Genomic DNA, 13286 nt, shown 5'->3' with positions numbered 1-13286 from the left:
GTGTGTTTGTAGGTATTTAATTTATTGTTTTTACGGCTAATAGGGATGGTTATCTAATTTTATCTTAAAAAACTAAAGCGACATTAAGTATCATTAACCACAGGATAATATATCCCCAAACTCTCAGACTCTCCAACTCTCTAACTTTAAAACCATCCAACTCTAACGCACTCCAACCTAAAATTCCCTATATTTGCAGCATCTTAAAATATGAAAGGAAAAATCATTAAATCTACGGGAAGCTGGTATCAGGTTTTAGAATTGGAAACCCAGAAAATTTTCGAGGCCAGAATTCGGGGGAAATTTAAACTTATTAAGACAAGGTTAACCAATCCGCTTGCTGTAGGAGATTATGTTGAATTTCAACTGGAGCAGGATGATATTGCATGGATCACGAAAATTGATTCCCGCAGAAATTATCTGATCAGAAAATCCGTCAACCTTTCAAAAGAAGCGCATATTATTGCTTCCAATATAGATTTGGCCTGCTTTATTTTCACCTTAAAGCATCCGGAAACATCTCTTGGTTTTCTAGATCGTTTTTTAGCATGTTGTGAGGCGTATAATATCTCTCCACTGATTTTATTCAACAAAATTGATGTTTTACATGAAGAAGAAATTGAAATTGTAAAAGATGTAGAATTTCTTTATCAGCAAATTGGTTACAATTCTTTAGAGATTTCATCTTATTCAAAATTAAATTTAGATCAGCTTCAGGAACTTTTGAAAGATAAAACTTCTGTGTTTTTCGGACATTCAGGATGCGGAAAATCAACATTGGTGAATGCTTTACAACCTGATTTGAATCTGAAAACTTCTGAAATTTCAGATACTCATTTAAAAGGAAAACATACAACGACATTTGCGCAAATGCACTTTTGGGATTTCGGTGGAAACGTAATAGATACTCCCGGAGTTCGTGAATTTGCCATGATTGACATTGAAAAAGAAGAAGTACAGCATTATTTTCCTGAAATTTTCAAAAAGAGAGAAGAATGTAAATTCCATAACTGCCTTCATATCAATGAACCGAAATGTGCCGTTCTTGATGCTTTGGAAACGGGTGAGATCCAACATTCGAGATACGCGACCTATATTAAATTAATGGATGAAGCGGAAGAAGCTTCTCAAAAATAAGGATCATGAATTCGGGAAAGCCTATTCCTGTTCACAACCTGTCTTATCAGGATTTTCAGCTGACGACTTTAGAAAATGGTTGTGCTGAAAATTTTAATGATATTCACCGTCATAATTTCTATGAAATTCTCTGGTTTTTGAAGACTCAGAGATACAGTTCATTAGAAGTGGATTTCGAAAAATATGATATTGTAGACAATCAGATCTGTATACTCTCACCTGGACAGGTATTCAATATGAAATTGAAAGGGGAGAAAGGATATGTTTTCGCCATCAGCAAAGAAATTTTTCAGGAGGTTTGTGATGTTGAAATGGTTTTGATTAATGGTGTTAAGCCTTTTCACTTACCTTATAAGGTTAAAAGTACCTGCGAATCATTGGTTGCTCTCATGGAAAAAGAATATCACGATGAGTGTCGGATGAATCTTCTTACGTCTTATCTCAAAGCTTTCTGTATTGTTATTACCGGTGAATTAATGTCTCAGGAAAGTATTTCGGGTGATAAACAAAGGGTTCAGGATTTGACAAAGCTTATCGAAGAACATTATCTCCTGGAAAAAGAAACCTCATTTTATGCTGAAAAACTTAATATCAGCTCGCATCATCTAAATGATATTGTTCGCCTGGGAAGAGGGACAACAGTGAAGAAAATGATTGCGCAAAGACTGGTGCTGGAAGCCAGAAGAGAGCTTAGTTTCGGTACTTGTACGGTAAAGGAAATCGCGTTTAAATTGGGTTTTAATGACGCTTCTTACTTTTCACGCTTCTTCAAAAAACACATGGGTAAAAGTCCTGAGAGTTTTAAATCAGAAAAATAAAAAGGCTTTATTATATTATTATTGACGTTAATTTTGCTTTTATATTAAATTTCAATACTATTTTTCTTTACATAACAATCTTCAGTTTGTGCTGGGATCTCTTCAGTTTCTTTATTGAATCACCTTATTTTTTATAAGAATTTTGCCATCGAAAATTCCACTCGTTGGATAAATGTATCGATTTAATAATTTTTTATGAGGAACCTTAGTATTATTGTATTTATTTTAGCTCTTTTAAACACCCTGGAATCTCTGAGTATCGACCTGTATCTTCCTGCTTTTCCAAGTATGGCAAAGATTTTCATGACCGATATCGGACATATACAGATCTCGATTTCTATATTTTTTGCAGGTTTTGCGATTGGGCAACTTTTGTGGGGACCATTATCCGACAAAAAAGGAAGAAAACCGATGTTGTATTTCGGGCTTTTGTTGTTTATTTTCGGGGCGGTTGCTATTATTTTTACCAAAAATATTTATGTATTGTGGATCATGCGTTTCATTCAGGCTTTTGGTGGGAGTGCAGGAATCGTAATTGGACGAGCAATTGTAATTGATTTGTACGACAAAGAAAAAGCGGTTACTGTATTTTCCAAGCAATCTCAAATCAGCGGAATTGCACCTATTGTCGCGCCTTTATTGGGAAGTGTTTTCCTTAGGTTTTGGGGCTGGAACAGTGCTTTTACCTTTCTGAGTATTTTGGGTGCCTTAACTTTATTGTTGGTTGTAAAATTTGTTCCTGAAACGAATTCTAAGATCACATCATCTAAAATAGAGACGGATGAAGTGAAATTAGCAGATCAGTTAAAAATTATTATTTCAAACCGCGAATTTATCTGTAATACCATTATTGGAAGTATTGCTTTCGCTTCTTTAATTATCTATATTTCAAACGCGCCCTTATTATTTATGGAAATTCACGGTTTTGCAAGTGAAACGTTCAGCTTTATTTTTGCCTTCAATTCGATGGCACTAATTCTGGCTGCTTATATGACTCCAAAACTGACTAAGAGAATGATACATACCAAACTGATGCTATCTGCTTCTATTGTACTATTTTCCATGAGCTGCCTTCATTTACTGGTTTCAATAAATAATGTAAGCGTAGGGTTAGAAATAGCAGTTTTATTTCTCTCATTAATAGCTGTTGGTTTACTTTTTCCCCTTACAACAGCCAATGCCTTATCTCCGTTTAATGAGGGAAGGGGAACTGCGGCGGCATTGATGGGTTTTATGCAGCTAATGGTTACATTTTTAATTTCCGCTTTAGTTGGTTTTTTAGAATCAAAATCAATTCTGCCAATGATTATTGCCAGAATTATTATTTCAGTAATTGCTGCTTATTTTGCTTATCTAGTTTTTTACAGACAAAAAGTAGTGGCATAAAATGTGACATTAAGGAATATTAATCTTTCCGTTTGACTGAAAAATTTATTTAAAAATTTATTCATATTTAGTTGATTGATTGAATTTGAAGCAATGATTTGCTGAAGCGGTAAAATTTATTGGGATTTGTTGAAAAGTATGAAAAGAATATTCTGAAATGCCTATCAATAAAAAACCCAGCCGAAGCTGGGTAAAAACTAATAACCATGAAAACTCAAATTAAACATGAGAATCGAATTAGAAGTAACAATTACTGTGCCAAACTTTTATTCATGATTTCTTAATGAAAGTTATTTTTATGTTAAAATTATTTTAAAATTAAAATAAAAGATATTTTTCGTAATTTCGCGACATTAAAAAAATATACATTTATGTCTAACATTACATTTACAATGATTAAGCCTGATGCAGTTGCTGACGGACATATCGGAGCTATTTTAGGAAAGATTTCTGAAGGAGGTTTTAAGATCAAAGCGTTGAAATTAACTCAATTGACGGTGGCAGATGCTAAAAAATTCTATGAAGTACACGCTGAAAGACCATTTTATGGTGAATTGGTAGATTTCATGAGCTCTGGACCAATCGTTGCCGCTGTTTTGGAAAAAGAAAATGCTGTTGAAGATTTCAGAACACTGATCGGAGCTACAAATCCTGCTGAAGCTGCTGAAGGAACAATCAGAAAAATGTTTGCAAGAAGCATCGGTGAAAATGCTGTTCACGGTTCAGATTCTGACGAGAATGCACTTATCGAAGCTCAGTTCCACTTTTCAGGAAGAGAGATTTTCTAAGAAAGTGAACTTCAAAATATAAAAACCGTAGTATTTTCTACGGTTTTTTCTTTATAAATTATTCTCTATCGCGCCTACTTTTTCTCGGTATAGTTCAATGGGTTTATCAAGCAAAACGGCAATAACCGTCATATTTTTATCCAGTCTTTCTTTAGGAATATCAATATAAATAATCCCCGGTCTGTCACTCCAATACAGTGTATTATAAATTTTATGGTTGATAATTGAGCCTTCGCCCACAATTCGAATTCGGGCAATTCCATTTTTTATTCCTTTCAAAGCAATCGGTCCGGTTGGCGTGCCTTCCACAAATAAATATATTGTTTGCTTATCTTTTGAAAGTGCACTCATCCCTGAATAATGTCCATTTTGTAATCCTTTTTCAGTTTCAAATAAGGCTTCTGCATTTTTACTGATCCAATTAAAGGTTTCCGAATTGGTTTTGGATGTTTTGTTGATCTTCATATCCAACCCGTCACTCGTCAAACCGGAATTATTAAACATATTATTCCCTTCATGCAATTGATCGGCAATTTGATAAACTGCTTCTTTTGTATTGTTGTTTTCTAAAACTTCAGAAAGTGACCGCTGATCTTTTATAGGATTTGAAAACTGAAGTTTATCCTTAAAATCAATTTCCAAAACGGTAACATCCTGATCAAACTTTGTATTTGTTAGATTAAATGTATAATTTCCTTTATTGTCAGATTTAATATTAATTTTTGAATTTTGATCACCGATAATTTTTGCTGAAAGTGGAGGTGTATCTAAACCATAAACCTTGACAAATCCTTTTGCTTCTTCAAGATAAAGGAATAGTTTTTTGCCGTCTTTTGAAAGGGAAGATTTTCCTTTGTAATTTTCAAAGGGGAGCCCTCTTCTCGTTCCATAGATTGCTTCTTTGTTTTTCGAAGTCCATCTTGCTAAATTCTGTAAAACTTCAACCTGTTCTGAGGGAATACTTCCGTCTGATTTCGGACCGATATCCAACAGTAAATTTCCACCCATACTCATGACATCTGCGAGCGTTCTTACAATCATATTGGGGCTTTTATAGTTCCAGTCAAAAGGTTGATAGCCCCACGCATCGTTCATCGTGTAGCAAAGCTCCCAATATTTACTTTGAGGATTCACAACAGGAATTCCCTGCTCCGGAGTTTCATAATCGCCATGATTATTGAGTCTGGAATTGATAATGATATCAGGATTAAATTTTCTCAGATTCTCCAATGTTTTCGGAGCTTGCCATTCTTTGGAAGTATGCTCCCAATCGCCATCAAACCATAGAAGATCCGGCCGGTACTGAGATGATAATTCGTTGAGTTGACCTTGATAATAATTGATGAATTTTTGCCACCGTGCATGATCATTTTTAATGTCATACCGTTTTTTGGTTCTTGTATTGACGTCGTAATAAGGGTGGCTCCAGTCTGGAAGTGAAAAATAAAGCCCTGTTTTTAACCCTGATTTTTTTAATTCTGCGATAAAAGGAGTTAAAACATCTTTTTTAGCTGCAGAATTTTTTGGAATTGAGATCGCTTTTTCACCTTGAGTATTCCAAAGAGAAACGCCGTCATGATGTTTTGTAGTAATTACAGCATATTTTGCACCTGAATTTTTTATCAGCTGAACCCAATTTTCCGGTTGATATTGTGAAGCGGTAAAACCATCCAATTGCTTCATATAATTATCATGGTTGATATAATTATTGAAAAAGGACCACGATTCGGAAACTCCTTCTACAGAATAAATTCCCCAATGAATAAAAATTCCCAATTTGGCATCCTGAAACCATTCCATTTTTTTGGGATCTATTGTTTTATTTTGAGCATTTATATTCTGGATCGAGATCAATAAACCTAATAAACCAGCTGCAATTTTGCCTTTCATTTGTCTTTATTTAACGGACTAAAATAAGCAAACTTGATTGTAATTGATACTCAGAATGCTGATATTTGTATAAAATCTAAAAAAATGATATGATTTTAATGTTGAAATTTAATTATATTTAGTAATAGTATTCATTTGGTTTACAATTTTAAGCTAATTAAAAATTGGAATGCTTCTTGCAATTATCCATTAAAAAAAAACAAAATTTATGAAAATTCCAGCACTATTAATGGCGAGTTTGGTAACCGTGAGTGTATCGGCGCAAACTACAAAGCCTGTTTCGAAAAAAGGTAAAAAGATCGTAAAAAAAGAGAAAACGGCTCAGGCTCCGACGAAAGCTCAGCCTGCTCAACCGATTGCTAAAAAAGATACTGTAATACGCCGCGGAGGATATTGTCCTGCATGCGGAATGGGATAATGAATAAGCCCTATTTAGGATTGGCTATGATGGCAGAGGCAGATTTTGTTTCTGCTATTTTGCCATTATTACAAAGCAATGAAATTGATGTTTTGGAATGGTCTTTTGATACTTTTTACGATGCTGAAGAACCGGAATGGTTGAATAATCTTCTTAATTTTTATTCTGAAAATCATCGTTTGATTGGTCACGGTGTTTATTATTCGCTATTCGATGCGAAATGGAATGATCGGCAGGAAGTTTGGCTTCAAAAACTAAAAAAGGAAACTGAAAAACGTAACTATAATCATGTTACAGAACATTTTGGTTTTATGAATATGGAAAATTTTCATCAGGGAATTCCTTTGCCGCTTTCTTTACATCAAAAGACGTTGCAGATTGGAAAAGACAGACTTTCAAGATTGCAGGATGTTTTGAATGTTCCTGTGGGTATTGAAAATCTGGCATTTTCTTTTTCGATGGATGATGTAAAGGAGCAGGGTGAATTTTTAGAAAAACTAATCGAAGATATTGATGGTTTCCTAATCCTCGATTTGCATAATCTCTATTGTCAGGCACGTAATTTCAATATTGATATCAAAGATTTAATTAAATCTTATCCTTTAGAAAAGGTGAAAGAAGTTCATCTTTCGGGCGGAAGTTGGCAGGAAAGTGCTTATGGAAAAGACAAACTAATTAGAAGAGATACTCATGATGATGCTATTCCTGAGGAGCTTTTTGCTGTTTTGCCTTATGTTTTATCGAAGTGTAAACATTTGGAATATGTTATTATTGAGCGGCTAGGAAATACAATTGCAACAGAAGTTGAAAGAGAAATATTTTTCAATGATTTTAAAAGAGTTCGGGAAATTATTAATGACTCTGATTGTGAATTTATTTCCAAGAGCTGGAAGAAACCTAATTTTACTTTAGATAAACCCCTGGAAGATCAATTATTATTTGATGAGCAGGTATTGCTGACAAAAATGTTATTCGATAATGAAAATCCTGAACTTATAAAGCAATCTTTTTTTACCTATTTTAATACTGAAAATTGGGATTTGGAAATGCTGAATACGGCGACTCATATTATAAAAAAATGGAACCCTTATTAATTTAATTCAAAATGCAAGGTATACGTTATTGCTATTTAGATGTTTATCAATTTTTTTGTCCTTTTCTTTACTCTCCCTGTATATTTTTCAATATTATGAAATCCGTAAAAATACTGAATCGAAAATCCGTATTTCTACGGATTCTTAATCCGTAAATTATCTAGACCTTTACATCAGCATTAGACAAAGGGAATTGAAAGATTCCAAGTCTTCAAAAACAAAACTAATAACCATCAAAGCTCAGATTTTCTAAGGGAAAAAGACAGTTGTTTCAGCTGTCTTTCTTTGTTGATGTATGTCGCTAAGAGTTTCCCTGTTTTTAGGAATCAAGTACAAAAGTTGGGGACTAGGGGATCAGGCGCAAAAGTTGGGGGGCTAAGCAAAAAGTTTGGTTAATCTGAATATAAAGAAGTTTCTATCTTTGACTCCTCTGAGTTGCATTCTGAAGTTTTTTGGATCAAATACAAAAGTTGGGGACTAGGCAAAAAAGTTTAGATTATGTAAGGTGAAATTTTTTGCTCTCGCAGATTTTGAAAATGATGCAGATTCTTTTCCTTATACTTTACATATTGAACACAAAGCCACCCCTAGTTTTTTGACAACTCCCGTTTTAAATCTCACCAGACTGTTCTCCCTATAAAAGACCGCAAAGGTTAAACAAAGAAAATCAACGATTTATCTGTGGGAAACCTGTGATCTGCGGGAAATAAAATTCGTGCATTTGTGGCCACAATATGCAGCCCTCCATTTTATCAAAGATAAAATCCTTGCGTCTTAAAAACATAAAGCATTAAAAAATATCTTTGCGCCTTTGCGAAAAACCAACAAGGAGAGCAACATCTGTAAAAATCTGCGCGATCTTTTGGAAATAAAAAAATTCGTGCATTCGTGGCCATAATATGCATCCCTCCATTTTATCAAAGATAAAATCCTTGCGCCTTAAAAACATAAAGCATTAAAAAATATCTTTGCGACTTTGCGAAAAACCAACAGAAACAGCCCCACCCACGAAAACCCTATCAATCTATGGGAAATAAAAAATTCGTGCATCCGTGGCAAAAAATACACCTGAACAGTTTCTCCCCAAGTTTTGAAACTGATCCGGACTAGGCAAAAAAGTTTAGATCATGTAAGATGAAATTTTTTGCTCTCGCAGATTTTGCGAATGATGCAGATTCTTTTCCTTATACTTTAGATATTGAACACGAAGCCCCACCAAGTTTTTTACTGCTTACCGCTTTAAGGCTCACCAAGCCGTTCTACTGATAAAAGACCGGAAAAGCGGAGTAATAAAGAATCAACAGCAGCATCTGTGGAAAATCTGTGCGATCCGTGGGAAATAAAATATTCGTGCATTCGTGGCGATTATTTTTCAGCCCTCCATTTTATCTTTCTTTGATAAAATCCTTGAAAATCGCGATCTGTGGGAAATTAAAAACATAGAGTATTAAAAAAAAACATAGAGTAAAATCTTTGCGTCTTTTTGCGACAGCAATCTGTGAAAATCTGGCGATCTGTGGGAAATAAAATATTCGTGCATTCGTGAGCCTTCCATTACAGCGGCATTGAATTCGTGCATTCGTGGCGATTATTTTTCAGCCCTCCATTTTATCTTTGATAAAATCCTTGCGCCTTAAAAACATAGAGTATTAAAAAATATCTTTGCGTCTTTGCGAAAAACCAACAGAGACAGCGGCATCTGAAAATCTGGTGATCTGTGGGAAATAAAATGAGTGCATTCGTAGCAAAAATTTAACCATAAATCGAAGATTATCTCCTTTCAGTCGATGAATGATATTTCGACGTAGTCAAAAAAGTTTTTTTAACACAAAACCCCTGGAAGTCTCATCTTTTTTAGAGGGGCTGAAGCCCGTCCCTATTGATCCCGTAGAATATTTTATTATCAGGACTCAGGTTCATAAGTAATATCGACCTGCTCCCGGTCTTCATCTAAAGATTTTTACAAATTCTGTCGGCGTATCATATCTGAATTGTAAAATCAATTTAGTATTTTTGAGTCATGATTAAAGCAAGAAATATCCATAAGTCCTATGGGAATTTAGAAGTATTGAAAGGTGTTGATATCCATATTAAAACGGGAGAAGTGGTTTCTATCGTTGGAGAGTCAGGCGCCGGGAAATCCACGCTCCTTCAGATTCTGGGTACTCTGGATTTACCGACTCATTCTAAAAACTTTGACACGGAGATTGAAATCGACGGAAAGTCGTTTATTCATATGAATGACAAACAGCTTTCTAAATTCAGAAACGAAAATATAGGGTTTATCTTTCAGTTTCATCAATTACTTCCTGAATTTACGGCTTTGGAGAATGTTTTGCTTCCCACAAAAATTGCGGGTTCCAGTGAGAAGGAAGCGATTGAAAAAGCATATGCATTGTTTGAAGATCTGAAAATAGAACAACGTGTTCATCATAAGCCTAACCAGCTATCGGGTGGAGAAGCGCAGAGGGTAGCTGTGGCGAGAGCTTTGATTAACGCGCCCAAAATTATTTTTGCCGATGAGCCGACAGGAAATTTGGATTCTAAAAATGCAGATGATCTGCATCGGTTGTTTTTTGATTTAAGGGATAAGTATAATCAGACGTTTGTGATTGTTACGCATAATCCCAATCTGGCGGAAATTACAGATCGAAAACTCGTGATGAAAGACGGACTGATTATCGAATAAAACTTTCTGACCAATGATGAAACACTTTTCTTTTTTATTTCTTTTCTTTTTGTCCTTTGCTGAAGCTCAACAAGGTAATTTTGCTTTGCCGGCATTAAAGATTTCGGAAATCAGAAACTTTATTAAAGGAAAGGATTATAATCAGAATATCGCTGTTTTCATTAATTTTAAGATGCATTCGGGAAAGTACCGTTACTTTGTTTATGATTTGAAGAATAACAAAATCTTACAAAAAGCGGTGGTAGCTCATGGAGAAGGATCTGTGTTAAAAAACTCAAATGCTTTGCAATTTAGTAATGCAGATGGTTCTCATCAGTCTTCTTTGGGAAAATATGAAATTCGTGAAAGTTACAACGGAAAATTCGGAAAAGCCTATCGGTTAAAAGGTTTAGACTCTACTAATAGCAACGCGATGAATCGGGCAATTGTCTTACATTCATTCTATTGTGTTCCCGATCATGAGTCTGAGAATCCTGCGTGTTTAAGTTTTGGCTGTCCTATGTTGTCGAAAAATGCGTTTAATGAAACTGTAAAATATATAGACCAATCAAAAAAAACAATACTTTTATATGCTTTTTATTAATAGAGCTCCTAATTTTTAAACCTGTTACCTTAATATGTCCATAAAACTCCTGGCAGAAGATGATCGACCCCGCGAAAAATTTTTACTAAAAGGTAAGAATTCGCTTTCTGATTCTGAGTTATTAGCGATCATCATGGGAAGTGGAAATAGGGAAGAAACGGCAGTAGAGTTGGCAAGAAAAATCTTGACATCCGTTGATAATAATTGGCATCAATTAAGCTTACTTTCGATAAAAGATTTAATGAAATTTAAAGGAGTGGGCGAAGTGAAAGCCATTTCAATTGCCACAGCATTGGAAATCGGAAGGCGGCGAGCCGGACAGGAAGTACGGGAAAAACCAAGTATTTCAAGCAGTAAAAGTGCTTATCTGGTTTTAAAAAATCATTTGTCGGATCTACGGACTGAAGAGTTCTGGGCCGTTTTTCTCAATCAGAGTAATAAGATCCTTCATGTGGCTCAATTAACCCAGGGAGGCATCAGTCAGTCAATCGTTGATATCAGGATATTGTTTAAAACAGCCTTAGACAACTTTTCAACGGGAATTATTATCGCGCACAATCACCCATCGGGAAATCTGAAGCCGAGCCGGGAAGATACCGACATAACACAAAGAATAAAAGAAGCCGGAATATTGTTGAATATTCAGCTTTTAGACCATTTAATTATTACACAAAACTCCTATTTTAGTTTCTCAGACGAAGGATTATTATGATTAGAAGATTGAAATACCACGAGATTGATTTTAAAAAGTATACAGAATGTATAGAAAATTCGGAACAGCGAAAATATTCGGCAACTAAAGATTTTCTGGATGTAACTTCAGGGAAACAATGGGAAATATTGATTTATAAGGATTATGAGGCGGTAATGCCGGTTCCTTTTGTGAAGAAGTTTGGTTTTAAAATAATTATTAATCCTAAACTTTGTCAGCAGTTAGGCATTTTTTCGAAAGATGATGATATGACAATTAATGATGCTTTTTTAAGTTTTTTTGAAGCAAAGTATACTATTTGGTATTATGCTTTTAATGCTGAAAATAAATTTTCAAAACAATTGAATCAAAGACAGAATTTTCTAATTTATCCCAATGATTATGAAATTGTAAGACAGAAATACTCTCCAAAAAGAAAGCGAAAATTAAGGCTTGATGAAGAAGTATTAAAAAATTCGGAAGTACGGGAGGTTACGATGGAAGAAGCTTTTGACTTCATTTCTAAAAATGCAATCGGGGCAAAAGATGAAAAAGATAAAAATGAGTTTTTACAAACTTTTACAGATTTTGAGAATGCAGAGCATTTAAAAGTGGTAGCGTTTTTCTATCATGGAAATATTATTAATGCCATTGCGGTTTTTTCTGACGATAGAACGCTTGCACTTTTAGGTACTTTTAACGATAAAGAACATATCAAATTATCAGGTTCTTCGGTAATTATAGATCATATTATTTCACAGAATATTCAACATAAAATTTTTGATTTCGAAGGAAGTGAAGTTCCTGCTATTGAAGAGTTTTTCAGAGGTTTTCGCCCGGAATTACAGAAGTATTCTACCATTTTTAATTCAAAAAAAGATATTATAAAAAAAGCTATGAGATTTTCATAGCTTTTGATTTATTTTTTATCTGCGAATAAAACCGGGTTTTCATCCAATTTTAATTTAAAACCAAAAGGTTGTATGTCCTCTTGGAAATCTGCAGAAGTGTAAGGTTTATGAATTTCAATCACTATATTTTTGATGTTTTGAATCCATGAATTATTTTTACTAAGCAGCTCAATCTCTCCGCCTTCAATATCAATCTTAAGTAAATCAATAATGCTTAGATTGTACTGATTCATTAAAGTGTCGACCGAAAGGGCCGGTGTCGAAATTCCCTCGTCAGAAACTTTTTGATTATAAGAGAGTTCGTTATTTCCAAAATAAACAGTTCCATCTTCAAAATAGGCGGCCGCATGAATACATTCAATATTTTTAAATGACGCGGTATTGTGCTTTAATAACATAAAATTTTCAACAGAAGCTTCCACGGAGATAATTTTAGCATCCGGATATTTTAGAGCCAAATAAATAGAGGTCATACCAACATGTGCCCCTAAGTCTACAATGGTCTTGGGCTTTTCTTTTAGAATACTTAAATGAGTGTCATAGGTTTTTTTCCAGAAGATCTCATAAAAGATATCAATATCGCCCTTAAAAGTTCTCAAATACGCTGTAAACTTTTTGCCTTCACTTTTGAAATGGTAGGCGAAAGTTTCGTTATTATGGGCTTCAAGAGTATTTTTTTTAAACTTTTTACTATATCTTTTAGAGTTAATAATAAAAGCAATAAACGATTTTATATCGTTGGAAATAGTATTGGTAAACACCAATTTTGAAACATAATTTTTGAGAGACACGACTATTTTTATTTATTAAACTGCAAATTAATGCTATTTTAATTTTTCTGCTTGTATATTAATGATGAAAAATTAAATTTATTCTTTTCA

The 13286-nt window shown here is 34.2% G+C and carries 13 protein-coding genes; 11 read left to right on the top strand and 2 right to left on the bottom strand.

The window, feature by feature from the left end:
* Positions 1-210: 210 nt before the first annotated feature.
* The 4 genes from rsgA to VUJ46_RS05335 all read left to right on the top strand — a co-directional run bounded on the left by rsgA (position 211) and on the right by VUJ46_RS05335 (position 4129).
* Positions 211-1137: a ribosome small subunit-dependent GTPase A gene (rsgA, locus tag VUJ46_RS05350; protein ID WP_326983969.1), complete on the top strand. Its 927-nt coding sequence runs from the start codon at positions 211-213 to the stop codon at positions 1135-1137.
* Positions 1138-1142: 5 nt separating this feature from the next.
* Positions 1143-1955, top strand: coding sequence for a helix-turn-helix domain-containing protein (locus tag VUJ46_RS05345; protein ID WP_326983968.1), 813 nt, complete (start codon positions 1143-1145; stop codon positions 1953-1955).
* Between the two features lie 195 nt (positions 1956-2150).
* Positions 2151-3341 carry a multidrug effflux MFS transporter gene (locus VUJ46_RS05340; RefSeq protein WP_326983967.1) on the top strand — a complete coding sequence of 397 codons (1191 nt, stop codon included), beginning with the start codon at positions 2151-2153 and terminating at the stop codon, positions 3339-3341.
* A gap of 371 nt (positions 3342-3712) precedes the next feature.
* The gene (locus tag VUJ46_RS05335) at positions 3713-4129 is read left to right on the top strand and encodes a nucleoside-diphosphate kinase (protein ID WP_326983966.1); all 417 of its coding nucleotides are present in this window, start codon (positions 3713-3715) and stop codon (positions 4127-4129) included.
* Between the two features lie 51 nt (positions 4130-4180).
* Here VUJ46_RS05335 and VUJ46_RS05330 read toward each other — a convergent pair whose 3' ends face one another.
* Positions 4181-6019, bottom strand: a complete 1839-nt coding sequence (locus VUJ46_RS05330) for an alpha-L-fucosidase (protein ID WP_326983965.1) — start codon at positions 6017-6019, stop codon at positions 4181-4183.
* Positions 6020-6227: 208 nt separating this feature from the next.
* Here VUJ46_RS05330 and chrA point away from each other — a divergent pair, with 208 nt between their 5' ends.
* The 7 genes from chrA (at position 6228) to VUJ46_RS05295 (ending at position 12405) form a co-directional block, all read left to right on the top strand.
* On the top strand, positions 6228-6437 hold the full coding sequence (gene chrA / locus VUJ46_RS05325; RefSeq protein ID WP_326983964.1) for an MNIO class RiPP chryseobasin precursor ChrA: 210 nt from the start codon (positions 6228-6230) through the stop codon (positions 6435-6437).
* Positions 6437-7531 (top strand): MNIO family chryseobactin maturase, encoded by a 1095-nt coding sequence (gene chrH, locus VUJ46_RS05320; RefSeq protein WP_326983963.1) that lies wholly within the window; start codon positions 6437-6439, stop codon positions 7529-7531. Before chrA ends, chrH begins: the two co-directional genes overlap by 1 nt.
* Positions 7532-8665: 1134 nt before the next feature.
* Positions 8666-8797: a hypothetical protein gene (locus VUJ46_RS05315; RefSeq protein WP_326983962.1), complete on the top strand. Its 132-nt coding sequence runs from the start codon at positions 8666-8668 to the stop codon at positions 8795-8797.
* Between the two features lie 754 nt (positions 8798-9551).
* On the top strand, positions 9552-10220 hold the full coding sequence (locus tag VUJ46_RS05310; protein WP_326983961.1) for an ABC transporter ATP-binding protein: 669 nt from the start codon (positions 9552-9554) through the stop codon (positions 10218-10220).
* A gap of 13 nt (positions 10221-10233) precedes the next feature.
* Positions 10234-10803: a murein L,D-transpeptidase catalytic domain-containing protein gene (locus tag VUJ46_RS05305; RefSeq protein WP_326983960.1), complete on the top strand. Its 570-nt coding sequence runs from the start codon at positions 10234-10236 to the stop codon at positions 10801-10803.
* A 34-nt stretch (positions 10804-10837) separates the two neighbouring features.
* Positions 10838-11515 (top strand): RadC family protein, encoded by a 678-nt coding sequence (gene radC, locus VUJ46_RS05300; protein WP_326983959.1) that lies wholly within the window; start codon positions 10838-10840, stop codon positions 11513-11515.
* Positions 11512-12405 (top strand): hypothetical protein, encoded by an 894-nt coding sequence (locus VUJ46_RS05295; RefSeq protein WP_326983958.1) that lies wholly within the window; start codon positions 11512-11514, stop codon positions 12403-12405. Before radC ends, VUJ46_RS05295 begins: the two co-directional genes overlap by 4 nt.
* A gap of 8 nt (positions 12406-12413) precedes the next feature.
* Here VUJ46_RS05295 and VUJ46_RS05290 read toward each other — a convergent pair whose 3' ends face one another.
* Positions 12414-13196, bottom strand: coding sequence for an FkbM family methyltransferase (locus VUJ46_RS05290; protein WP_326983957.1), 783 nt, complete (start codon positions 13194-13196; stop codon positions 12414-12416).
* Between the last annotated feature and the right edge of the window lie 90 nt (positions 13197-13286).

Origin of the sequence: Chryseobacterium sp. MYb264, from assembly GCF_035974275.1 — a bacterium.
GTDB lineage: Bacteria > Bacteroidota > Bacteroidia > Flavobacteriales > Weeksellaceae > Chryseobacterium.
The sequence above is the reverse complement of the archived record's forward strand: the minus strand, read 5'-3'. Positions and strand labels throughout refer to the sequence as shown.

Coding starts and splice junctions, on each gene's coding strand:
- VUJ46_RS05305 (WP_326983960.1), top strand. CDS start 10,234: ATGATGAAACACTTTTCTTTTTTATTTCTTTTCTTTTTGTCCTTTGCT.
- VUJ46_RS05330 (WP_326983965.1), bottom strand. CDS start 6,019: ATGAAAGGCAAAATTGCAGCTGGTTTATTAGGTTTATTGATCTCGATC.
- VUJ46_RS05295 (WP_326983958.1), top strand. CDS start 11,512: ATGATTAGAAGATTGAAATACCACGAGATTGATTTTAAAAAGTATACA.
- chrA (WP_326983964.1), top strand. CDS start 6,228: ATGAAAATTCCAGCACTATTAATGGCGAGTTTGGTAACCGTGAGTGTA.
- VUJ46_RS05335 (WP_326983966.1), top strand. CDS start 3,713: ATGTCTAACATTACATTTACAATGATTAAGCCTGATGCAGTTGCTGAC.
- radC (WP_326983959.1), top strand. CDS start 10,838: ATGTCCATAAAACTCCTGGCAGAAGATGATCGACCCCGCGAAAAATTT.
- rsgA (WP_326983969.1), top strand. CDS start 211: ATGAAAGGAAAAATCATTAAATCTACGGGAAGCTGGTATCAGGTTTTA.
- VUJ46_RS05340 (WP_326983967.1), top strand. CDS start 2,151: ATGAGGAACCTTAGTATTATTGTATTTATTTTAGCTCTTTTAAACACC.
- VUJ46_RS05315 (WP_326983962.1), top strand. CDS start 8,666: ATGAAATTTTTTGCTCTCGCAGATTTTGCGAATGATGCAGATTCTTTT.
- VUJ46_RS05310 (WP_326983961.1), top strand. CDS start 9,552: ATGATTAAAGCAAGAAATATCCATAAGTCCTATGGGAATTTAGAAGTA.
- VUJ46_RS05345 (WP_326983968.1), top strand. CDS start 1,143: ATGAATTCGGGAAAGCCTATTCCTGTTCACAACCTGTCTTATCAGGAT.
- chrH (WP_326983963.1), top strand. CDS start 6,437: ATGAATAAGCCCTATTTAGGATTGGCTATGATGGCAGAGGCAGATTTT.